This is a genomic window from Anaerococcus obesiensis, assembly GCF_016599815.1.
GTDB classification, from domain to species: Bacteria; Bacillota; Clostridia; order Tissierellales; family Peptoniphilaceae; genus Anaerococcus; species Anaerococcus vaginalis.
In genome coordinates this window covers 1,476,018-1,500,320 of record NZ_CP067016.1, presented here as the reverse complement: position 1 = coordinate 1,500,320, position 24,303 = coordinate 1,476,018, and the positions used below count along the sequence as shown (strand labels likewise).

Genomic DNA, 24,303 nt, shown 5'->3' with positions numbered 1-24,303 from the left:
TTAAAAACCATTTTCCAATAAAAAGTTTTTATCCAACCTTTCTTCTTTTTTATTTGCCATAGATTTTCGGATAAATCTATTTATAATATCAGTTTCAATATTTATTTCATCGCCAATTTTTTTGTATTTAAAATTTGTTCTTTCTATTGTTTCTGGAATAAGTGATACCTCAAAACTTGTAATTTTATCATCAGAAACAGTAAGAGAAATTCCATCAAGAGCAACTGAGCCTTTTTTCACAATCAAAGAGCAAATTTCTGGACTTGCTGAAATTGTATAAACATTTTTATTTATATTTTTAATTTTCCCAACCCCATCAACATGCCCTTGAACAATATGACCATCAAGCCTATCAGAAAGCCTCAAAGCCCTTTCAAGATTTACATTTTTATTTACAATTGACCTATCAAATTTAGTCATTTTTAAACTTTCATTCATAAGATCCGCCTTGTAAGTTTCATCAGTAATTTCTGTTACTGTAAGGCAAACCCCATCAGTCATAATAGAATCTCCAAGTTTTGTATCTTCCAAAACAATACTAGCTTGAACTTCAATTTGAACATGGTCATTAATTTTTTTAAAAGAAATAACCTTGCCCATTTCCTCAGATATTCCAGTGAACATTTTTAGCCTCAATCATAATATCATTATCAAATCTTTTCACATCTTCAATCTCAAACTCATAAGCATCCTTAATTTTATCTACTCCCCTTCCATAGAAAGAAGATTTAGAATCAAAACCACTAATTATTTTAGGCGAAATAAATTCATAAATTTTATCAACCAAGCCTTCTTCTAAAAATCCATAATTAAGACTTGAGCCACCCTCAACCAAAATCGAACCGATTTTCATTTGGTAAAGTTTATTTGCCAAATCATTTAAATCAACATGATTATTTTTCATTTTACATTTAATTATATTTAAATCAGGATTATTAGAGGCCTTGCAAGTTGCTATATAAGTTTTTTTATCACTTTTTAAATTAAAAATCTTATAAGACATATAATCTTTTTCAATTTCAAGATTAGTATCCACAATAATTCTTACAGGATCAACTCCGTTTTCAATCCTTGAATTTAAAGATGGATTGTCCTTAATCAAAGTATTTTTTCCAACAATTATTGCATCATAATCACTTCTTAATTCATGAACATAAGCTCTTGATGATTCATTAGAAATCCACTTAGAATCATTAATATTAGAAGAAATTTTACCATCCAAAGTTTGAGCAAATTTTAATGCAATAAGAGGTCTGTTATATTTTATATTAAAGAAAAATTTTTCATTTAATTTTTTTCCTTCATCTTCAAGTAAACCCGTAACAACTTCAATATTGTTATCTTTTAAAACTTTAAGACCATCGACCTTTGGATTAGTATCAATATTTGAAATAATAACTTTTTTAATATTTCTTTTAATAATTTCCAAAGTACAAGGACCTTGTTTGCCCCAATGAGAACAAGGTTCCAAATTCACATACAAAATCGCTCCATCACAATCACTTTTCAAATTATTAAAACAATCAACTTCCGCATGAGTTTTTCCATACTCATGATGAAAACCTGTAGAAATAATTTTATTATCTTTTACAAGCACAGCACCAACAAGAGGATTAGTTAAAGTTTTTCCTCTCGCTTTTTTTGCAAGTTCAAAACATTTTCTCATATAGTATTTATCATTCATCTTGCCTCCTCCACAATTCTTGGCAAAAGAAAAAGTCCCTTCCAGGGACCTTGATTATTTCAAAAGAAAAATTAAAAATCTTCTCTCATCCAGACTATACTGTCGGTATAGGAATTTCACCTATTCAGCAAAAAGCTCGCGGACTTTACCGCCGGTGGGGAATCACACCCCGCCCTGAAGAATTGTGTTATTTTATTTACACTTTTATTATAATACAAATTTTATTTTTGTCAATCGTTTACATAAATAAAGTAAATATTACTATTATCTTAAAAATGAATTAATTTTTATTCCACATTTTCTATGAAAGGAAATTTCAACTGATCATTTACAAGAATATATACTCTAGATTCATCTTCATCAATATATTTTTTTCTGCTTGGAAATCCTATCCATTCATTTACAGTATCTTCCATTTGACTTCTTTTCTTAAAAGGAAGGTAAAGAGTGTAATCTCTACAAATTTCATTTTCACTCTGATCATTTGTTTGAAAACCATAAGGAACTTCAACAGATTCATATTTCTTCTCATCTTTGTCGCTAAATGGTACATTGCCTATATGCAGATAGTCTACAAGCTTTAAACTATAGGTTAAATCATCTATTTTTTGACTAACTTCAAATTTACCCAAACCATTTGTCAAATAAATAGTGCTTTCATCTTCGTATTTATAAGATAAATCAAAGGTTCCCGCTTCTTCTCTAAAGTGTATTTTTGTAAACCAATTACCCCCTTCTTCTTCTTCTTGTAAAATAAGTTCTTTACCTATTAAATCTTTAAGAAGATCTTGATTTTCTAAATTTTTGCTATAAGTTTCTGTAGACTTATTATTTCTTTTAGAAAAATCTCCTACAATAGAAGATCTTGATTTAAAAACCCTATCATAAAAATAATTTTTTTCGCCTCTTATTTCTTTTATAGAAATTAAATCCTCTTGCCCATAAGTTTTTATAGGTAAAAATATAAGGCCTAAAATAAATAATATTATAAGTTTTTTCTTTTTCATAAGTCACTCCTATCTTACATATTCAACCATAAAATTTTCTTCGCTCGCATCTTTTTTTCCTATTGCAAAAACTTTAAGCTCTCCATCTTTTATATGTTCATCATTAATTTTTGCAATACTTCTTTCATGATCTTTTATGTCATTAAGCTTTCTATGCGGTAGATAAAGAATATATAAATTATCCTTATCATCTTTTCCATACATTTTAGATTCTATATATTCTAGGGTAAAATCCATACCTTCAATATTTCTCATCTCACTTTCTCCTAGAGGAAGTTCATAATCTATCCTCCTTAAACTTATAAGATAGGATGTCTCATCAAGTTTTTCTTTTATGTCAAATTTCCCATTATAAAGTGAAACTTTACCTTGGTTATAATCTCCACTTCTAAAGGCTCCATCAAAATACCCATCTTTATAAAAATATATGACTTCTGCTTGACTTTGATAGGCATAGAAAAATTCTTTGCCCTCAAGCTCATCATATATTTTCTTATACTCATCCTTTTTTATATTTTTTACTTTCTTTGTTTCTTCTGATTTTTGGCTGCTTTCTACTTTCGAATTATCAACTTTTGTATTTTCCTCTGTGTCTTTTTTATTACACGCAGAAAAAATTAATAATATAGTTAGCACTATTAGTATTTTTCTTTTCATAAAAACTCCTTTTTGTACTTAATAATACTATGACAGAATAAATATTTTATTATATCTTCGATAACATCTATCTTATACCTATCTTAATTGTATTTTATTTGGAAATCCTCATTTGTTTTATGTATACAAAAATTTCCATCATTTGCAAGATATTTTTATAAGAAAGGTTTTCCTTATATATAAATTTTTTGCTAAAAGCAAATTTAAATATCTAGCATAAGCAATAGTTATATTTCTCTTTTCTATATTATATCATCAGTTTAGAATTTAGACTAGAAACCCTTTTTTGAATAATCATTATCCTTTTTCATTACTTTTATAATCTACTATCTTGTTATGGTATATCTTATAAGTGACTTGAGAGTTAAGAATGAGTAGAATTTTATTAAAATTGTACATAAATCCCAAAAACTTCCTATATATTTACTCTAAATCTTTTTTAAGCATAACTATATCTTTAGTTCTGTAATCTTCAGTAAATCCACAATCTAAAAAAATTTTTATAGCACTATTATCCAAAGCTATACTATCATACAAACTTCTTAATCCATTATTTTTTGCCAAACAGCATAACAGTTTCAAACCATCACGCCCATAACATTTTCCACGATATTTTGAATAGATAATTACATTTGCTAAATATTTATTCTCTATTTCATCTAAATGATAAGCTATCTCCCCAACAAAATTATTATTTTCATCAATTAAATATCTATAAAGCCTTTTTCCATCTGGCTTTTCAATCCAATAATTATACCATCTTTGCCACTTGGATTCTGGAAAATCAATAGTTCCTCCCCATGCATTATTATAAGACATAGTGTCTGAATCTGATAGTAGCCTTTCTCTAAACCATAAGTCCTCATATTTTGGAATATAAATCTTAACCATTTATTTTACTCCTTCAAATAAAAATTCATTTTTAAAACGCATTTGATAAATCACTTAGATGTAATACACAAAATCCTTGAATTTTTTATATTATATCATTTTATCAAAGCATTATTAAAAATAGCAATAGCTTATACACCTTATCGGAATAATATCCCTTATGATATAAACTTAAATTCATTATCAAAAAAAATAATTTTCACATAAAAAGACTTCTAAAGTTCCTTTTAAAACCTTAAAAGTCTTATAAATTATTTATTAAATTCTTTCGAGCAAATCTATTGATTCTGTATTCGTTATCTTAACAAACATATTTATCAATTTAATATATCCAATCTCGATATCGTTTTTAGTTGGTATCTTCAAATATCATGCTAGTGTTGATATGTCACAGGATATTTAGACGAATTTTTGTGTGATTGATTTTATTATTCCATAGACGACTTTAGAATCATTCCTTTTCGTTGTGTACAAAATAGTATGAATCCTAAGTATTCTTTTGTTAGTTTCCTATGATGTTTTTTGATTCTTCTATAATAAAATGAACGCTTTCAAAGTTGTCTAGTTTTTTGTTTTCGATGACATATTTTACTGCATCTTTTGCGACTCCAGCTCTGATTGTGTCGTATTGATTTACTTAGGAGAAGTATTATTTATGGCTTATTATAAATGACAAATCTGAGATTTTATCTACAAATTATTTTTTTATACTAAATCGATGTTTTTATTTTTTACATAAATTTCCACGATTTTATCCACAGATTGTAGATTTCCTAGGATTGCTTTTATTATACAATATCGATATGCTTAATACATACGTGCCGTTTTGCTAATTTATTCTTTAAAAATTTAGATATTATATCAAATTGACTTATTTTATAAATCTAAATCCATTTATACTCATATGGTATACCATCTAAAATATAATTAGGAATTTTTCAAACACGTCTATACTATAATGAAATTCTATCATATAATGTAGCTCCCCTTTATAGTAAAGTCGATTCTAGACAACAAATATCAAATCTTTTAATATAAATTCCGCCCTAATTATTTTTCACTTCACAAATTATTTCACATTTGCTTGATTACACAACATTTAATGCTCCACTATCTAGATATTTTGATTTTTTACTTTGTATGTAAGCAATGCTTGATCTCTGATAATAACAGCTGTGACTCTCACTATATGTCGTCATTTCTCTATTATCATTATAAAATCCATAAAACTCTTTAAGCATAAAACACGGGTACATAGTTATTAACTAAACCTTCTTTTAAATCATCTAAAATAAAATTTAAATTTTGAATATTAAAACTATAAAGTCTATCTAAAAAAATACTGATTATCATATACATAGTTATCATCCATTAATGAAGATTTTCTAAGTTTAAAGTAGAAAGTTGTCTTTAAAAGTTTATCATCAGTATAAGTGAATGAAGAACCAAAAACACAAGCTTTATTATAATCAGAATTTTCATTTATTCTTATAGTAGATAATAAATATATTAAATCCTTATTTTGTTGTTTAAGATTTGCTATAGTCGAGATTAATTCAATATAACTTTTAACTTGCTTATCTTTTAAACCAATTGGCATTGAAATAATTTTTTCAAAATTATTGTTCTTAACATACTCAATTTTATTAAAAATAATACTCTGATCCAAAAGAGTTAAATATTTAAAAAAATCTGTAGAAAAGCGGTTAGTTGTAAGCGAGTCTTTCAAATCTATTAACTGGTAAATTTTTTTATCCTCTAATCCATCTATGTCAATATTTATCCCTCTGTGAGGATTATATTTAAATTCTATCTTTTCTAAATCTTTCAACATTTACTTCACCCTTATTCGACTATAATAATTCTATTAAAATTATATATATATATATATATATTGTCAAATATTATTTCATTACGTAAGTTTTACATATAAATCTTAATATAGTAAATTATTTATAGATATAAATATAAGATAATTATTATATTAATTATGTGTTAATTTTTATTATTAATATAAATTACAATTGCAAAACAACATTATGTCTGCTATTATTATATATAATGAGTTAATATACGGAGGATATATGCGCCTTAATATAAATGATAAAGAAAAAGTAAAAAAATATTGGGATTTTTTTTATAATCACCCATCTTCAAGTTTTTACCAAGATAAAATTTGGGCATTAATAAAAAACGGATGGAATAGTGACTATTTTTATATAGAAAAAAATAATGAAATAATTGCTGTCGCACAAGTTTTATCTATATACAATTCAGAAGCAAAAAAAAATTTATTCTATTGCCCTCGTGGACCAGTATCAGATCTTTATGATATAGAAACAAATATAGAATTAATTAATGAAATCAAGAATTTTGCAAAGAAAAATAATGGATTTCTTGTGAAATTTGATCCTAATTATGAATATGATGAAAAGCTTGTAAATGAATATAAAAAACATGGCATAGAATTTTGTCACAAAATGTATTCTTATGTTCAATTCCCTTTTTCAATGATGTTAGATATTAATGGAAGAAAATTCGAAGATGTCATCCAATCTTTTTCTAAAAACGGAAGAAAACAAGTAAGGAAATCTTATAAACAAGATTTGGAGCTATATGTTGGAAATAGAGATGATATTAAAATTTTTCATGAAATAACTGCTGATATGTGCAAAAGAAAAGGTATAACATATAGACCTATAGATTATTATTATCGACTTTATGATAATTTTAAAGATAAGGCAAGGATGACTTTTGTAAAGTATAAAAATGAATTTTTATCTTGTTCTTTTTTGATAACATTCAAAGATTATGCAATGGCTCTATATGGTGCAGATAATCTCAGTATTGATTTAGGTCAATCTTACTTTTTAGATGCTGAAGAAATAAGATATTGTTGTGAAAATAATATAAGATATTATGATTTAGGTGGTGTTAAATCATTAGACATAAACGATGGTCTATATAGGTTCAAAAGAAAATTTACAAATAATAATATAATAAAATGGATTGGTAATATAGAATGTGTTATTGATGAAGATTCTTACCAAAAATTTATAGAAAATAAAGATGATAGAGACTATAGTCCTGAGCTTAAAGGAAATATTTCTGATTAATTTTGTCAGTAAATATTAATCTTTTTCTATAGATATTTAAATAATTTCTTTATTCAATTTCTACTTATAATTTGATTTTTAATCAAATTATAAGTAGAAATTTATAAATAGTTTTTTTCTCGTTTATAATTAAAATATAAATTTCCTTTCATAATTTTCTTATTTAGCATTCTCAGATGATAAAGCTAAGTTTAAAATATCAGATATTCTAGTTTTAAATAGTTTATGATTTATTATTAGAAAATTTTAATAAAATCCCCTTAATTTGTATTATTTTTTAATATAATGTTTTTGAAATCTCATCCCAAATCTCATTAAAACTTTTACCATCAAAAAGTTTATATCTAAACGCTTTATCTATGCTATTAAATACTTTTTCTTTTTTTAGAAATCCAATTGCTATATCCCCTGATATACTAACAATAGCATCTTTTTTATGATAAATAAATTCATATCCGTCTTTAAATTTTTTCCAATCAAATGGTGTAAATCTAGACTTTCCACTGAATATATCATGTAAATCTTCTATAAGATACTCTGTAAAATATTCATCATCAGAAATAACAAAATTCGTAGATTCCGGTTTCAAAGTCGCCAACATAGCAAGGTTATAAGACATACTCATTCTATCAATTTTGCTTGCCTCTACTTGTATTTGTCTTTTTTGGTTTTCTTTCGTAATTATAACTTCTGACCATAAATCAGCATGTTCTCCAAAAATATTAAAATAATCAAAGCCTGCTGTTACAAGTCTATCGATAGCATCTTTTAATATAGATTTATCTTTTATATGATGTCCAATAATAAAACAGTGTTCTCCCGAGCAAATTTCAAAATTCATATCATTGATATCACTTATACATATATTATTCCAAATCCATTTATTTTTATAGTGCATACTTTATTAGCCTAACTTTCATGGAGATAAATTTTGATTTTTATCTTAAGCCATTTACCTCGTATTTCTTTATCAATAACTTTAGCAAAAAGAATTTTTCCAGCATCCATAAGTCTAGAGAAAATAATATTATCTTGACGAGGGACATAGCCGATTTTATCTTTTTTCAATGTTTCTACTCTAATAGCTTGAGGATCATGTTCATTTTCTGGCTCACGATAAAAAACTAGTTTATCACCATCTTTGATATAAGATAAAATATTTTCAATTCCTTCAATGTGTGTTGTCCCAGCAACATAAGTATCAAAAAGATAAATATCACGCTCAAAAGGTTTTGGTAAATCAATTACTGCTTCCTTATTCAAAAGATACTCAATTATTCCTCTCTGATCTTTTTTTTCTAAATTATTCATATCTCATCCCTAATTAAATTATTTATATATTCTTCTTGCGTTCGTACTGCATCATCAAAACTTTTTAAATCTTTTTCTAACTGACTTAACCTCTCTGATTTTTTCTTCTCATCTTCCACGTAAATACTCCAAGTATAAGGAGGCATAGATTTAGTTAACTCAATGTCATTTTTAATTAGATTTACTAAATCAGTTAGTCTTATTACCTCTTCTTCCAAAGATTTACCATCCAAACCTATATCATCTTTCACATCTTCACTGCAAACTATATCAAAAATAATTTGTAAAGATTTTAGATCCCCATTTTTATAAAATTCAGTAGCATTATAAAATAACTCTTTCTCAGAATTTGTTATCGATAGATTTATGTCTGGGTGTAATTTCTTTACAATAGATTTATATAATTTTTTTAGGCGTTTTTCATCATCATCAGATAATATTTCAGATTTTGAACGTCTTAATGCAGTATTAATTTCTTCAATTTTTTCATTTAATTTTTTCTTATATTCTGTAAATTCTAAGTCTAACTTTTTATCGATAACTTCCATATTTATTTTTTCTTGACGATTCTTTTTCGCTTGAATCATATCTTTTTTTCTTTTCAAACGAAGATATTTACAATAAGCTTTGTAGATTTTGTACTCAAGACTTCCAAAAATAAGCATATATTCAGTTTTTATATTTTCACAAATTATATATTTAAGATTGTCCCTTTCAAAAACAAGATTTTCCAAAGTTTTTTTAAGCTTTCGGATTTTATCCTTTGATTTTTTATCATTTGGAAACTCAATAATTTGCCCCATATATACGCCTCCTAATATAATTATGTTTTTTAATAATAACTTTATACGAAGCTATTATAATAACATTAAGATGATATTAATAATTAGCATAATCAGTTACAATAATATATAAATTCCAGTAGCCAATGCTACTGTCTAGACGTAGCTCAATACTTGCTGATTAATTACGTTCCGCTACAGGACTAACAACTAATTTTGTGTAAATAGCTCTTAACAACAGGAATAAAGACATAATACGCTGCTGACCATCAATTATTTCTTGCTCACCATCTTTATTTTCATATGCAACAATATTACCAAGAAATACGAACCTTCACGTTCAGTTTCTCTACTAGCAGCCATGAATTCTCATAAATCTTCAAACAGCATTTCTACCTGTTCATCAGTCCAAGCATAAGAGCGTTGATATTCTGGAATAACAAAGGGTTTTACTCTTCCACTACCAAGTAATGCCTCCATGCTTTGTTTGTTAACTTCTATTGTTGTTGGAATAAATAGTCTTCCTCACTTCGTCACCATATCAAGGAGTGTCTTGTAGCTATCAACAACATCGTAAATAACCTCACCATTGCTGATTGCCTTAAAGTGTTCTCTTGCACAGTGAATCTTTGATTCTTCGATTAAACGAAGCTGCATTGAATCCATGGAACCTTTTGTCTCTGCAACAAAATAAATGTGCTTAACGGTTCCTTCATAAAATGCAATTGCCCAGTCAGGATTATAATGTCCAACTGGAGTTGAAATATAAAATCCGTCTGGCAATTTAACGTATACTGCTACATTTGTGTTTGTATCCAATTCAGTAGCAAACACCTGCTCGTTTGATGAATCATAAACGATATGGTCATACAAATGCTTTTTTGCTTTCATTGCATTTACACCTAAGCGCCCTTTGAGTGTAGGATCAGTAAATACGTCAGTTCCATATTTATCATCCATAACATCGTAAGTAATATGTTCAATTATAGCAGTTGCTTTTTCATCATTAATAAGTGCTGCTGCCTTAATGATGAATTCTTCTGGATTGTTCTTAAACTGATTAAAGGTTTCTGGCTGAATCCCCTGAAGAATCTGGATTACAGCTTTTCTTGTAAGTCCAATCTCATCTACAAGCTTTCCAATCAAGTCATATTTAACATTAGAATATGCAGCAACCACATTACCGTAGCTTGCAGATTTTTCCTTAACAAAGGATTCACCACTCACAAGGTCTTCTTTTGATTTAATCTGTTCCATAGCTCCGGTTTCAACCTTGAAATAAATCTTTGAAACGCGAAGTTTTCTATCTAATGAATCAATAGATTTTCTGACCAATTCATCTGTATCAAAATCAACAACATATACAGACTTAGAATTAATCTTTGCCCACAAAGCCTTGAACTCAGGCATAGCAAGTTTACCCTCATCAACCTCAAGTTCAACATTATTACTACGAGCATTTTCAGGCTTTATAGCTCTGCCGTCATAAATGGAATCAATAATTTCAATAACAGATCCTGCAGAATCAGCTACTTCTTCAGCAACCTTTAATTCACCATTAGCCTTATCCTCATAATATTTATCAGTAAGAACACCCTTCCTATCAATGTAGCCATTAACAATAAGATCAAAGTGGATTGCTCTACCTATATCACCATCAATAACCCGTTCATTGCCCTTGTCGTCCTTGATTACCTTACCAATGAACAATTCTGCAGTAACTGCCTTTGGTCTGTCAGAGATTGCTTCTGCGATTTCATTCTGAAGACCTTTAGCAAAGCTATCATAGCTTTCACTGGCAATTACAGTAAGCACATTTACGCTATGTACATCATTGCCGAGCACATTTGTATCCATACGTTCACCATCTTGATTAACACAAAGACGGAGACCACGTCCTACTTCCTGACGTTTGCGAACGTCACTTCTGCTTTGCTTCAAAGTACAAATCTGAAATACATTAGGATTATCCCATCCTTCACGAAGTGCAGAATGTGAGAATATAAAACGCACCGGAGACTTCTTCGGATTTCTATCAAGAAGAAGCTCTTTGTTTTTCATAATAAGGTCGTAAGCATCAACGTCATTCGACATTTTTTCTTTAGAGTTTTCTCGCTTTTCATTTGCCTTACTATCAATCATCTTTCCTTTTTTATCGATAGAAAAATATCCAGCATGTGTCTTATCTTCAGAGATAGCAGAAAGATACTTCATGTAGTCGTCTTCTCCCATGCCAATTTGAAGATTACTGATAACATCCTTGTATTCTTCTTCGAACATCTCTGCATAAATACCATTTATCGGCTGACCAATTGAATCATACTGCTTATACTTAGCAACCTCATCAATAAAGAACAGTGAAAGCACTTTAATGCCTTTATAGAACAATTCTCTTTCCCTTTGAATATGAGAAAGGATTGTTTCTCTAATTTGAATGCGGCGAAGCTGGTCTTCTGATACCTTACCAATTACGTCGCCTGCATAAAGTTTAATACCATTAATAAATTCTACAGAATCATCACGCCCATCAATTCTTGAAACAACAAATCCATGCTTGTACTCTTCCATCTGACCAGAATTATCATAAAGGTTATAACCCTCCGAAACAATACGAGTAATCTTTCTAATGCTAGTTGCACCTTTAAAATCAAACTGTATTGTCGCTGTAGGTGCAGCCTTTGAAAGATTTATACTTTCCAAGTAAATATAACTTTCAGTTGCATTACTACCAGATTCTGTAATCCCCTTAACAGCAATTTTTTTAACAAGACGCTTGTTGTAGGCTTCCATAGCATCCAAACGGTAAATCATATTATAAATACTATCTGACTTGTGAGTTGCAGAATAACGAAGAGTCATTAAAGGATTAAACTGTTTTAAATTTTCTTTTGTTTTCTTACCCTCTACAGATTGCGGCTCGTCAATGATTATGATAGGATTTGTTTTTGCAATAACATCAATTGGACGACGAGAACGAAACTCATCCAATTTCATATAAATTCTTCTTGCATCTTTTCCTCTTGCATTGAATGCCTGTGAGTTGATAATCATTACGTTAATAGAACTATCTGATGCAAAGCGGTCTATTTCGGTAAGTTGTGCAGAGTTATATATAAAGAAACGAATCTTTTTTCCATACTCTTCAGCAAAATGATTTTGTGTCACTTGAAATGACTTATATACACCTTCACGGATAGCGATGCTTGGTACAACAACTATAAACTTACTCCAGCCATAAGCATGATTAAGCTCATACATAGTCTTAATGTAAGTATAGGTCTTACCAACACCAGTTTCCATTTCAATTGTCAGATTATATTTACCTTCTAGTTTCTCTGAAGGCTTAATCTGATTTGCTCTCTGAATTGTATTTATATGTTCCAGAATCAATCTATCATTTAATTCTGGTACAATCTTTTGATTGCTCCAACCAGTGAAATCATCTTCATCTGTTAATGATTGCTGGATATGTCCTAAACCTCTATCCATCATATAAGAAGGAGTCAAATAAGGCTGACCAGCAAATACATCAACTACAGCTTTTGCAGCATCTGCTTGGAATTTCTGACGCCTAAATTGTAGTTTCATAGCTGAATCTCCTTAAATAACCTTTACTCTTGTGTCAGGTGCCATCAATTTAAAGATTTCTCCAACATTAATCTTTGAAGGACTGTTTTCAAAACTGCTGTCACGGAATACTGCACGAAGAGGCTGTCTCCTTGCAATTTCCTTAATCACACTATCCGGAACATTTTTATCAAAACAAGCAATAAGGTCGCCTTCGTTATAGTTATGAACTGTACATCCATCAATCTGCTCAGAGCTGTATGGAAGCGATAAAGGAAGTCCCCATTCAAGAAGACATCCGAACAATAAATCAAGGTCATTACGATCAGATTTAACATTAGATTCAAGAGTTGAAAGTATTTCTTGACTGTATTCTGATGGGCTGTAGTAAACATCATTCATATTGGTAGAATCGAGAATAAATGTTCTGTATCCATCATCAATATCTTTATTAATGGTTTCAGCGACTAAACTTATTCTATCTCTCCCCACATCACACAACGTTTCGTAACCAGCCTTATAAGCTCCTTTTTTCTCATCAACTTGTTCCTGTAATTGCACCATAATAAATTTTCTATTTCCTCCGTCCGCAGCATTTTGCTCCATAACAGCTTGAGCAGTTGTAGCACTTCCCGAGAAGAAATCCAATATAATAGATTCCTTGTCTGTTGCATACTTTATCAATTTTTGTATAAAAGCAACTGGTTTAGGATAGCTAAATACATCATTTCCGAAAAGCTTTTTTACTTCAACTGTTGCTGCTTGATTCATATACTCATTTTCAATGCCAAACAGGCTATTAACTGGTTCAAATAAGCTAGTAGCATCTTTCTTATAACGCTTAAATATGAATCCTCTTTCTTTTTCTCGATAATTCTTCTTAAATTTGATTTTTCCATCACTTATATATCGCTGTAATGTTTCTTTTGAGAAAGCCCAATATCTACCCATAGGCGGAAAATCCTTTTTATGAGTATATGGATTCTCAATCTCAAAATAAGTAGATGATCCACCGCTTTTAGCACTTGGGTCGCCCGCACACCATTCTCCATTCGGATCATTATCTGGATTAGAATAATTATCAAATGCCTTGGGTTCACCTTGAAGAACAACCTGATTTTTATCCTTAGCATATACTAATAAAACTTCATGTTGCAAATTTAAACCACTACCATTATCAGCTGTCATTGACTTTGTTTTTCTAATGATTTCTCCCACATTATTAGACTCGCCAAAAACTTCATCGCATATTTTCTTAAGATTAGCCTGTTCGTTATCATCAATAGAAATAAAAATTACACCATCCGATGCTAGAAGATTCCTAGCTATCATAAGACGAGAATATATCATTGAACACCAGTATGAATGAAATCTTCCATTTGATTCAGTGTTTCTATATAATTTTAGTCCTTCATCATCATGTAAACCTATAGATGAATTATATTCTTCAATATCGACAACAAAGTCATCTATATATATCAAATCACTTCCTGTATTATATGGAGGATCTATATATATCATTTTAATTTTACCAAGATAACTTTCTTGTAGAAGTTTTAATACCGATAGATTGTCTCCTTCAATATAAAGATTTTCTGTATCATTCCAATTTTTACTATCTTCTATACAAGGTCTCAAGGTCATTCTTATTGGTTTATTTGCTTCGACAATGGCTCCTCTTTTTCCAGGCCATGTAAATTCATAACTCTCTGAAAAATCTTCCATATCTGCAGATAACATTTGTTTAAGCAATTCGAAATTAACTTTTTTTACAAGATTTCCACTTTGGTCCATTCCTTCAGTTACACAATTTGGAAATAATCCGGCAAGCAATGCTATATTTTTTTCTTCGCCTGAAACGGTTTCAAAATTCATTTTTTCCATGATCCCCCCCTATTTTCTTGCTCTAGTAAACCAACCTTGTTTTTGACATATTTCTTTTTCAGTACCATAATTTCCACCCACATGAAACTTTCTGCAAGCTTCTCTTACGACTAAACCTATCTCATTTTCATTACCTATTACCCAAAGACATCCTCCATTTGGTCTTTTATCAACAATTTCAAGACCTTTACTCTTAAAAAAATCAACAAGCGTCTTCGCATTACTCTTTGATTTTGCTTCGTGTGATGATAACTGTTTTGTTTGAGGCATATTAGTTCTAGAGACAGCTATCCCACTATTCATTGTTTCAGTCATTATTTTAAATATTTTAGATGAATATTCTTGAAGTCTCATTGCACTTGCAACCATATTCTTGAATAAATCTATCTTAGAAAAACTATATATTTTAAATTTATTAGTATACCTTATTGAAGCATTTTCCTTCCATGAAGAATCTGTCCTTAATGCTCTTCTTTCTCTTTCTTCCTGAAGCCAATCTTCATGCCATCCAACAGCAATTCCTGTCTCAGTCGAGTCACACTGTAGTGATATCTGGATCGATTTTTTTTCGAGTTTTCTTTCATATTGACCTAAAGTATCGAATTCCAGTTTACAATGCTCGAAATACCTGTCTCGATACTCCCAATCGTAACCTATTGATTGATTCGTATAAATATCTATGAATATTCCATCGTTATCGTAAGTTTCAACTTTGTTTGGGCGCATTTCTATATTTTTGCAAACCAAACTTCCATTAAATTTTTCTACAAATTTTAGCATTGTTTCATCATGCTTGTCATACATTGACGGTCTATACATCAATCCCCCTCCAATTTTTTTAATTTCTTAATTTTAGCATTTAAGTCTATCTTTTTATTAAGCTGTTTTTCTTTACTAATTTTATCTTGAAGTGTTGCTATCTTCTTTTGAATCGCCTGCTTCTGTTCATTTCGTGCAACGTACTATTTCCGTAATGTTATCAAATACTTTTACTTCCATAGATTTCATCCTCTTTAAATAGTATGAATAATCAGGCTAATTTATATTTTCGACTGTCTACACAGCCACGCATTCTGTTATAGTCGTTCAGACATCCATTTATTTGGGCTCTTTTGATTCATCTGTTGTATCATCTGGAACAACTTCGACAATATCTCCTATATCACATTTTAAATACTCGCATATTTTAAGTAGCAAATCCGTTGTTATATTAGCTCCTTTACCTAGTTTTGCCAACGAAGCCGAACTAATGCCTGCATTCTTTGCGAACTCAGTTTTCTTCATGTCTTCTTCTACAAGTTTTACCCATAATTTTTTATATGATAGTTTCATTCCATCTCCTTCGGGAGGTATTTCCTCCAAATTGAATTAAATACTTAAACGTGCCTATACTCACCATAATATGTAGTCAACCTTTATGAATGATAAATTATTAATATAATCCATTCTTCAATGTATCCTCTTTAATTCGATCCTCTTCACGATAACTTGTCAAAAATAAAAACTTATTCTTATCAAAGCTAAATAAATAATAAACATATCTTAGCGTCAAAGTTTTACCCGTATTAGACATACCTTAAATAGCCTTAAATTTATATAAAACTCAATAGTTTCCCAATCAATGATAAGTTTTCCATCTTCAAAGTATACTCTATTTCAGCAAGGTTATTTAGACTAGGATTCGTCTCATAAATATTAATCTGAATATCAACATCATATATACCTTTGGATAAGCGACGAAAAATCTGATTAATAATATCTTGCATGGTCATCTCTATTTCAACTGTAATATATCTTCAAGCTAGAAAGCTTTGTAAATGATCTTTATCTAAATTATAAATATCCTATATTTCTTCAGCAAAATCAGCCTCATCGTACCTACTACAAATCAATCCATCCCTGTTCTTTAAAATATACTTTTTGCCTTTAAAAATTTGGTATTGCATATTTAAGAACAATTTAGTTACTTGATTGAACTTATCACTCACATACATTTTTTCTTCTCCGTCAGTCATCAGGTCATATAATGTGTCTCCAACAAGCTGCAAAACAAAAATCCCACCGCGTTCTGACAGTGACATATAAGTCTTTAATTTTCCAGCTATCTAATGAAAATACACTATCCACCCCCTTTAACCTTTTTGGTCAAACCACAGTTACGCACGGTCAAACTTAAAAATATCAGATTTTCCATAATTGAATCATACTTAAAAGAGTTAAAATAGATTTTTTAAAGTATAACACACTTTTTCGCGTTTTTCAATATTTTACAAGTTAACGCTTATAAATTATTTACGAATGCAAAATATTTTTTTATTACTGATTCAATGAAGAATATAGCATTCCCTTGGCAAGATATTAAACTGTTTAGATCAGATATTAATACTAGCTACCACATCGTTTGGAACTGAATCAGCAGTCTAGAATCCTACAGCCATAAATACAATGCTAGAATTATCAATGAGCTTGACCTGAAATTAATTATACTTGTATCTTTGAGTGAACTTCTTAGTGATAAAACAAAATATCAAAAACAGTTACAGCAAAACATTGCATCAGTCATCAAAATTTCTGCTACTATATTCACTGATGATATTTATAAGAAGCTTATGTAATTTCAGCATGAGCTTGTTAAAAGAGCCACAATAAATAAACCTATGATGATATTGCAAACCAGATTTTTGCGCTCAGAAAAAAATGCCAGCAAGCTTCAATGAATACGGTACAAGATAATAAACAGCTAAACCTCATAACTGAACTACAATACTTTATTAAAAAAAGGATACTTATCTTAAAGAATTTGATAAAATACTAGTAAGGTGATGGTTTAAACATATTATAATTTACCTTGACTACTGCACTATTGAGTTAAAATCAGAACTCAAGGTAAATGTTAAAATGATATGTATAGGTACAAAAAAATTCCCAAACACTGAGTTTTTTTCAGTGTTTGGGAATTTGGGTCTGTAAATAATTTTGTGTATCAACCTAAATCCTGATATAAGGGTAAGGGTTGATACATTTTTTATGTATCAATATTTGTCCATTCCTAAGAAATGGAGCTTTTCTTAATTTTACTTGAGCTTAATAAACTGTCAAATTTTCATGAAAATTTGCAGCTGATTTTACATGATTTTTCTGTTTTAATTTTTAGAACCTCCCTTCAAAAATATTGATAATTGGTATAGGATTTGATCCCAACCACGTATTCTACTTGTCCATTTACTTGAGGCATCTACCATTGCAAGGTACAAGCTTTTTTGTAGGGCATAGTCATTTGGAAATATTGTCTTGTTTTTAGTAACTTTTCTTAGTTGCCTATTGAAGTTTTCCATGGCATTCGTCGTATATATTAGTTTTCTTATTCCTTCTGGATATTTAAAATATGTGGATAGTTCTGTCCAGTTGTTTTTCCATGAGCTTACACACATTGGATATTTTTTACTCCATTTTTCTTCAAAGATTCCTAGATTTGTTAAGGCTAAGTCTTCTGTTGATGCTTTGTATACTGCTTTTAGGTCTTTCATTAATTCTTTTATGTCTTTGTAGGATACATATTTTGTTGAGTTTCTTATTTGGTGGATTATACATGATTTTCCCAACGCTTTTTGGGTGGATTTCTGCTTTTGGATATACTGATTCTATAACTCACTAAATCCTGGCAGATTGTCTGTTGAGAATATTAATACATTTTCTAATCCTCTTTCTTTTAGACCGTTTAATACTAAAAGCCAGTATTTGCTTGATTCATTTTCGCCTACCCACATGCCTAGGAGATTTCTTTAAAACCTTCTAGGTTGTAGCCTAGGGCAATGTATACTGCTTTTTTTACTACTATGTTGTTTTCTCTTACGTGATAGTGTATGGCGTCTAAAAAGACAATTGGATAGATTCTCTCTAGTGGTCTATTTTGCCACTCTTCTATTGTTGGTAGGATTTTATTGGTTATTTTACTTAACATTGTTTCTGATATGCCAAAGCCATAAATATCTTTGATGTGACTTGATATGTCTCTTGTTGTCATTCCTTTGCCATACATTGATATTATTTAGTTTTCTATGTTTGATATGTCTTTTTCATATTTTCTTAATGCTTGTGGTTCAAATGTTGCTTCTCTATCTCTTGGTATGTTTAAATCTATGTTGCCATATGATGATCTAACTGTTTTTTTACTAGTACAATTTCTTGTATTTAAGGAAAGTGGTTTTTCTCCATATTCATAGTCTAAATGTTCATCTAATTCTGCTTTTAAAAGTTCTTCCATTGTATCGCCTAAAAGGTCTTTTAAAGCTTCTTGTATATCTTGTGCATTTTGAGGCTGATATTCTTCAATTAACATTTTTGCTATTTTGCTTCTTCTTGTTTCTGGTCTTTTTCTTGGCATAAAAATTCCTCCTGATTAGTTTTTCTTTACCCTAACCAGGAGGTTATATACACATAATTTTACACATACTCTTTTTCCTAGCATGTTTCCATACAAAAAGGTACGTTTTCTAAAATCTAATTATTCATATATTTTTTTGTAACATTCTTAACCATCATTCTATACATGAGTACACCTCTTTCTTCCTACATAGTTTTGATCGCAACAAAACTTACTACAAATATGAATAATATAAATAATAGAATATTTCATTCTTACTTTTAAATTTTATATGAATACCCAATATTATTAACTTATTTTAAATCCCACAAATATATAATCTATTAAAAGTATTGCAGACGTAATTTAAAATGTGAATATAGCTCTTTAAGCATTGATGAGCCAAGTAGTTATTTATTTCATTCTCTAGATAGATTTCTAATGGCTCTGCTTCTTTTAAATTCATCTATATATTTTCATTAGGGATATAGACAGATTTAATTTAATTGAATTTTTCAGTACACATTGATACATTCAGACAAATGTTCTTCTATCATTGCCTTACTTTCTTAGCTACATACATCATCTATATATAGGGGAAGAAGATCTTCAATAATTTTAAAAGAAATTTTCATGATATTACTCCATTAACTTTTTTTGCCCTATAAAATATGCTCTTTGTCAAATCGTGTTGGTAAACAATAATTAACAAATTCATTTATCAGGGGTAGAAATTTCTACCCCTGATAAATTTTTCTAAATTATCTACTCAATAAATTCCTAGTAATAAAAATTCTAGTCCTAAAATTCACAAATCTCTTAAAACCAAAAGAAATTCGCTTTAAAGCCTTTATGAAGTTGTTAATACCCTCAATAACTCCATTAGAATACTCATATTTGAAAGAATTTTCGATTAAATCAATATATTTAAAACAAGTATCAATAGAAACTTTCATTATGTCACTAACCATATCCTTGAAATACTCCAAATGATTTTTAAAAAAATCAAAATCTCTCTTTTCAATATCTTCCCTAATTAACTGATAACAATCATAAGAACACTTTAAAATCTCATTACACCCAATACTTTCTTCAACAATATCCACACTAGAAACCATCCTATCAGGAAAATGAACCTGTTTTAAAAAATGAATAGGATCAAGTAACCTAAAAGGTTTTAAAAAGCATTTCCAATATCTCTTAAGTCTTTTGTATTCAAAAGAATAAGTAGAAAAACTGTTCATAGTATTAATCCTAGTATGATTAAAAGACCTAGTAAAGAGATTAACAATATGAAACCTATCAATAATAATCTTAATTAACAAATAAGTCTTTAATCAAAGAAATATAAGGGCTGTAGATATCAATACAAATAGATTCAACCTTATCCCTAACCGACTTATTAAAAGAATAAAAATATCTCTTTAAAAAAGAAGCTGCCTGTTTTCAACAATATCAATAATCTTATGATTATCAGCATCACAAAAAATGAAACTCATAGCCCCTTAGCATCACGAGTAGATTTAAACTCATCAAAACACAAATGCTTAGGTAAAAGATTAAAATCAACATTAAAAGAATTATCAAACTTAGCAAGTATTCTAGCAACAGTATTAGAAGAAACAAAATTATCAAAAGCAATGTCTTTCATAGAAAGTTTCCTAGTAAGATCACTAAAAATAGATTTTTTAAGTTGATTAGAAATACAAGAAAATAATGCCCACACTTCTTGCAAAACATCTTTTGTTTCTTTAAATCAATGATAAGAGGATAATCACCTACCTTAGAGAATCTAACATGAGATAACTTAAAACCATATTTAATAATCAAAGACTCATCCTTACAACCACAATGAGGACAAGGCTCATTTGAATACTTGAGTTTAGCATTAACAACAGAATAATTAACGCCCTTAATAAGTTTATGATGTATACCATCCAAAAAAGTTAAGTTATCATCTTTAATATTTAGTAAATTTGTAATAAAATAGTTTATAGACATATTTAATCTCCTTTCTAGATTTTACTTAATTTAATTGTAAGGTAAATGATTAAATATGTCTTTTATTTTACAAAAAAAATCGTATTAGTAAAAGTATCATTTACTTTCACCAACACGATTTATTATAGACCCATAAAATACTACTCTTGCTACTCATCTGATTTTCCAAATATTTCTCCAATTTTTTTAAAAGATAATTCTGCAAAATTTCTTAGCGTAAACACTTCTTTATAAGGCTCTTCTAATTTGTGCAAGATCGAGTGTAAATTTATTAATTGTTCTTTTTTCAAATTCTAGTACAAAATCTATTTCACAAATCAAATTATCATAGTTCTCATTATAGTCTTTATCCGTTGAAAATATCTTATCTTTACTGCAGATAACAGCAGAAACAACTCTAATTATCTTCACTAAAGTTAGCCTCGTAAATTAGAAGATAAATCACCTGTGTTTCAAGAATCTCAGACACCTTAGCAAAAATCTCAATCATTAAGTTCTATTGCTTCATCACTGGAAGATATGCTTAGAAACATTCAAGTTTTACTTTATTTATTTCATCTTCATTTGAATAGTCAATATTCTATATAATTATTCTCTTTCCATTAAAGATAAAAAAGGTTTTCATCCCCATCACAAGAACCATTATCTATGTGTTCATCAAACGCATTAATGTCTAATTAATAGTAGAGAAAACTTCTAATATGCTCTCTGCAGAATTTGAATCTATTTTGAATTTTCTGTTTGTTTTCTCTATTTCATCAAAAATATATGTTTTATAGACTAGCCTTCCATCGGAATAAATAGCTACAGAAAATCCATCGTCGTTGTCTCCAAGGCATCTCTAAGATGGTGTATTCATTTATACAAACATAATCTAAGAATAGTTTTCTTTTTTTATTCATTGTGATACCCGTAAATTAAATAAACTCCAACAGTTTCTTTTACATGCGGAATTCATATCCCATCTTCTTTATACCTACCTTATCAAACTGTACCGCAATTGAAGTTCCTTCGATGGCAGAGATAACTCCAATATCGAATGTTTTATGTTTCACCTGATTTTCAACAATATCTGCTGGAATCACAACTTGAGGCTTTGTTTCCGGTTTTTTAACTATGTGAACTACAAAGACTGAGTTCTTAATACCTTTCTTTTTTCTTCCGCCATCATTTTTGTATACTCAGCATCTACATTCTTTCCGTGCGCCTTATAATCTTATATATCCTTAAAGACAAGCATGGTAGGTCTTTTACATCATTATCGGGAATCGGACGGATATAAAACATCCAAACCTTACAGTCATTACCATCTTCATCTGGATAAATATCCATTTACGATTTCGATACCAATTCAATTCTTCCACAATAAATGTATTCACCGGCATCCATAACCTCAAACAGATGAATATCAACACCATTATAACCATAACCAGTAAGTGTCGTGTTCTGGGACCAATGAATATCCTGATCACCATTCATACACATACCTGTATAGTGAAGAGGACACCACCGATTCATTTATCATGATAAATACTCTTAGTATATCAGATATCAAAACCAGTGTATTAGTCGTTTTTGAACGACGCATCCCACCCATATTGCCACATTTGAAGGTGTCTATAATATCTGAGTTTTTTAATATCTCTCCAATACTTAATCCAGGATTAAACATATAGCTTTCTTACTCTGACTCTAAAAGTTTCTTATCTACCCAGTCATATTCTTCGTTATATTTCTTTATAATAAATAAAAGTAGTGCGTCCAAATAATCCATATACGTCTAATATCTCACATCCGGCTGCGGATGAATCATCCACTATTCACTTGAACGATCTCCTGCTTTTTTAAGTTTTTCATGTTTGCGAATGTATCGAATCATACTATCACGCTCTTTTATCATTTCTTGATAAGATGTGTATTTAAAATATTCCACATACATTTCCGGGCTAATCATCATAGACGTGAATCTCCTCTACTTTAAGCCTAGCAGCATTACCTCTTCGCAAACCTGGAGAAATATCTCATATAGCTCCCCATAATTCACATAATTTTTATGTGCTGCATAGAATACCGCAGTGCTCACCTTCTTATTTCCAACCTGGTCATATCGGAATGGTTTGATTTTAATATCCTTTAAATGAGGATATCTACCCTCCTGAATACCCAAGATAATATTTCCATTCTCAGGAAGGTAGTATATCCGATACAACCCACTAATTCATATGAGGTGCTGCACTTGGAGTACCTTGACCATATTGAGCTTTAAAATATGGCCCATCGCAATTTGGTCTCTCTTTAAAACCGTATGGGACCTTCGATCCTTGTGCCTTCTTTGATTCTGTATTTCTATCTGCCTGCTCAATAAAATGTGTATATGCATTTTCAAAAGCCTTAGCAGAAACCACCTGACTCAATTCACTTGTATGGTTAGTAGCTTTTGCAGACTTGCCAAGTTTTTGAATTTTAAATGATACAAAGACGTTTAACTTCACAAATACTCTATTCAATTGTCTCCAAATAGTAGAACCACGTATCATCTGATGCTGGTTTACAATGATACGAAGTCTTTTGAGACCACTCTGTCGTCGCATTGGATATTTTATATACTTTTTCCTCGACACTAATTCTGCAAAATAACAACTCTTGTAAACGTATCGTAACCTCATTCTTCTCTATCGATACGTTTACTGGTGTTATCTTAAGCGCACTTTTAATGCCCTCAAATAAATCACTATGACGAAGTGCTGTAATATCTACAACTGCAGCCCCTTATTCATATAAACCATTTGTCCATAATCCACTTATACTGCCTTCTGTTTCACATCTACATCTGCAATATACAGGACCAGAATATTGATAATTTTCACCTAAAACGACATAGCTTCCATCATCATCTTTTTCAAAAAGATGTGAGTGCTTTTCAAAATCTATGCCTTCATTAGTTCTGTTGTAGCAATAATCTGCTGGAAAAACCATTTCTGATCATAGGATATGTAGCAGTTACAAGACTATACAATTGATCAGGCATCATTTTCGATAC

General features: G+C 29.7%; 25 protein-coding genes, 2 pseudogenes and 1 riboswitch. Of the genes and pseudogenes, 1 reads left to right on the top strand and 26 read right to left on the bottom strand.

Going from position 1 to position 24,303, the window contains the following annotated elements:
- From I6H46_RS07550 to I6H46_RS07525, 6 genes are all read right to left on the bottom strand, one after another.
- Positions 1–624, bottom strand: a complete 624-nt coding sequence (locus I6H46_RS07550; RefSeq protein WP_019117767.1) for a riboflavin synthase — start codon at positions 622–624, stop codon at positions 1–3.
- Positions 605–1,684 carry a bifunctional diaminohydroxyphosphoribosylaminopyrimidine deaminase/5-amino-6-(5-phosphoribosylamino)uracil reductase RibD gene (ribD, locus tag I6H46_RS07545; RefSeq protein ID WP_200225766.1) on the bottom strand — a complete coding sequence of 360 codons (1,080 nt, stop codon included), beginning with the start codon at positions 1,682–1,684 and terminating at the stop codon, positions 605–607. Before ribD ends, I6H46_RS07550 begins: the two co-directional genes overlap by 20 nt.
- Before the next feature lie 73 nt (positions 1,685–1,757).
- A riboswitch (FMN riboswitch) is annotated at positions 1,758–1,870 on the bottom strand.
- Between the two features lie 101 nt (positions 1,871–1,971).
- On the bottom strand, positions 1,972–2,691 hold the full coding sequence (locus tag I6H46_RS07540) for a hypothetical protein (protein WP_200225764.1): 720 nt from the start codon (positions 2,689–2,691) through the stop codon (positions 1,972–1,974).
- Between the two features lie 9 nt (positions 2,692–2,700).
- Positions 2,701–3,348: a hypothetical protein gene (locus I6H46_RS07535; RefSeq protein ID WP_019117770.1), complete on the bottom strand. Its 648-nt coding sequence runs from the start codon at positions 3,346–3,348 to the stop codon at positions 2,701–2,703.
- A 423-nt stretch (positions 3,349–3,771) separates the two neighbouring features.
- Positions 3,772–4,239 carry a GNAT family N-acetyltransferase gene (locus tag I6H46_RS07530; protein ID WP_019117771.1) on the bottom strand — a complete coding sequence of 156 codons (468 nt, stop codon included), beginning with the start codon at positions 4,237–4,239 and terminating at the stop codon, positions 3,772–3,774.
- A gap of 1,327 nt (positions 4,240–5,566) precedes the next feature.
- Positions 5,567–6,073 (bottom strand): hypothetical protein, encoded by a 507-nt coding sequence (locus I6H46_RS07525; protein WP_019117772.1) that lies wholly within the window; start codon positions 6,071–6,073, stop codon positions 5,567–5,569.
- Positions 6,074–6,323: 250 nt separating this feature from the next.
- On the opposite strand from I6H46_RS07525, the gene I6H46_RS07520 reads away from it, so the two are divergent.
- A complete protein-coding gene (locus tag I6H46_RS07520) occupies positions 6,324–7,355 on the top strand; it encodes a lipid II:glycine glycyltransferase FemX (protein ID WP_200225762.1) in 1,032 nt (343 codons plus the stop codon).
- Between the two features lie 277 nt (positions 7,356–7,632).
- Here the strand turns inward: I6H46_RS07520 and I6H46_RS07515 are convergent, their stop codons facing one another.
- The 20 genes and pseudogenes from I6H46_RS07515 to I6H46_RS07420 all read right to left on the bottom strand — a co-directional run bounded on the left by I6H46_RS07515 (position 7,633) and on the right by I6H46_RS07420 (position 24,239).
- On the bottom strand, positions 7,633–8,196 hold the full coding sequence (locus tag I6H46_RS07515) for a hypothetical protein (RefSeq protein WP_234287342.1): 564 nt from the start codon (positions 8,194–8,196) through the stop codon (positions 7,633–7,635).
- A 68-nt stretch (positions 8,197–8,264) separates the two neighbouring features.
- Complete coding sequence (locus tag I6H46_RS07510; protein ID WP_019117776.1) at positions 8,265–8,666, bottom strand: HIRAN domain-containing protein; 402 nt, start codon at positions 8,664–8,666, stop codon at positions 8,265–8,267.
- Positions 8,663–9,469, bottom strand: a complete 807-nt coding sequence (locus I6H46_RS07505; RefSeq protein WP_019117777.1) for a hypothetical protein — start codon at positions 9,467–9,469, stop codon at positions 8,663–8,665. Before I6H46_RS07505 ends, I6H46_RS07510 begins: the two co-directional genes overlap by 4 nt.
- Before the next feature lie 160 nt (positions 9,470–9,629).
- A complete protein-coding gene (locus I6H46_RS10625; RefSeq protein ID WP_407648128.1) occupies positions 9,630–9,761 on the bottom strand; it encodes a DUF262 domain-containing protein in 132 nt (43 codons plus the stop codon).
- A 56-nt stretch (positions 9,762–9,817) separates the two neighbouring features.
- Complete coding sequence (locus I6H46_RS10620) at positions 9,818–9,928, bottom strand: GmrSD restriction endonuclease domain-containing protein (protein WP_019117778.1); 111 nt, start codon at positions 9,926–9,928, stop codon at positions 9,818–9,820.
- A 45-nt stretch (positions 9,929–9,973) separates the two neighbouring features.
- Positions 9,974–13,036: a type III restriction-modification system endonuclease gene (locus I6H46_RS07495; protein WP_019117779.1), complete on the bottom strand. Its 3,063-nt coding sequence runs from the start codon at positions 13,034–13,036 to the stop codon at positions 9,974–9,976.
- A gap of 12 nt (positions 13,037–13,048) precedes the next feature.
- Positions 13,049–14,899: a site-specific DNA-methyltransferase gene (locus tag I6H46_RS07490; RefSeq protein ID WP_019117780.1), complete on the bottom strand. Its 1,851-nt coding sequence runs from the start codon at positions 14,897–14,899 to the stop codon at positions 13,049–13,051.
- A 9-nt stretch (positions 14,900–14,908) separates the two neighbouring features.
- Positions 14,909–15,718 (bottom strand): hypothetical protein, encoded by an 810-nt coding sequence (locus tag I6H46_RS07485; RefSeq protein ID WP_019117781.1) that lies wholly within the window; start codon positions 15,716–15,718, stop codon positions 14,909–14,911.
- Between the two features lie 279 nt (positions 15,719–15,997).
- Complete coding sequence (locus I6H46_RS07480; RefSeq protein ID WP_019117782.1) at positions 15,998–16,231, bottom strand: helix-turn-helix domain-containing protein; 234 nt, start codon at positions 16,229–16,231, stop codon at positions 15,998–16,000.
- Between the two features lie 512 nt (positions 16,232–16,743).
- Complete coding sequence (locus I6H46_RS07475) at positions 16,744–16,914, bottom strand: hypothetical protein (RefSeq protein WP_004838672.1); 171 nt, start codon at positions 16,912–16,914, stop codon at positions 16,744–16,746.
- 1,128 nt (positions 16,915–18,042) lie between these two features.
- Positions 18,043–19,283: pseudogene (locus I6H46_RS07470) on the bottom strand (IS256 family transposase).
- Between the two features lie 740 nt (positions 19,284–20,023).
- Positions 20,024–20,587, bottom strand: a complete 564-nt coding sequence (locus I6H46_RS07465; protein ID WP_004838669.1) for an ISL3 family transposase — start codon at positions 20,585–20,587, stop codon at positions 20,024–20,026.
- Positions 20,577–20,645: pseudogene (locus I6H46_RS10615) on the bottom strand (hypothetical protein); the annotation flags it as partial. The pseudogene I6H46_RS10615 and the gene I6H46_RS07465, both read right to left, overlap by 11 nt.
- A 112-nt stretch (positions 20,646–20,757) precedes the next feature.
- The gene (locus tag I6H46_RS07455; protein WP_200225760.1) at positions 20,758–20,913 is read right to left on the bottom strand and encodes a hypothetical protein; all 156 of its coding nucleotides are present in this window, start codon (positions 20,911–20,913) and stop codon (positions 20,758–20,760) included.
- Entirely contained in the window at positions 20,910–21,263 is a 354-nt protein-coding gene (locus I6H46_RS10610) for a transposase family protein (RefSeq protein ID WP_004838667.1), read from the bottom strand. The genes I6H46_RS07455 and I6H46_RS10610 overlap by 4 nt, the downstream gene beginning before the upstream one ends.
- 149 nt (positions 21,264–21,412) lie before the next feature.
- Positions 21,413–21,487: a hypothetical protein gene (locus I6H46_RS10125; protein ID WP_234287441.1), complete on the bottom strand. Its 75-nt coding sequence runs from the start codon at positions 21,485–21,487 to the stop codon at positions 21,413–21,415.
- 4 nt (positions 21,488–21,491) lie between these two features.
- Positions 21,492–21,674, bottom strand: a complete 183-nt coding sequence (locus I6H46_RS07440) for a hypothetical protein (RefSeq protein WP_019117788.1) — start codon at positions 21,672–21,674, stop codon at positions 21,492–21,494.
- 1,405 nt (positions 21,675–23,079) lie between these two features.
- Positions 23,080–23,220, bottom strand: coding sequence for a hypothetical protein (locus I6H46_RS07430; RefSeq protein ID WP_019117790.1), 141 nt, complete (start codon positions 23,218–23,220; stop codon positions 23,080–23,082).
- A gap of 256 nt (positions 23,221–23,476) precedes the next feature.
- Positions 23,477–23,755 carry a hypothetical protein gene (locus I6H46_RS07425; RefSeq protein ID WP_232618486.1) on the bottom strand — a complete coding sequence of 93 codons (279 nt, stop codon included), beginning with the start codon at positions 23,753–23,755 and terminating at the stop codon, positions 23,477–23,479.
- Positions 23,756–24,032: 277 nt separating this feature from the next.
- A complete protein-coding gene (locus tag I6H46_RS07420) occupies positions 24,033–24,239 on the bottom strand; it encodes a DUF7225 domain-containing protein (RefSeq protein WP_019117792.1) in 207 nt (68 codons plus the stop codon).
- Positions 24,240–24,303: the final 64 nt, after the last annotated feature.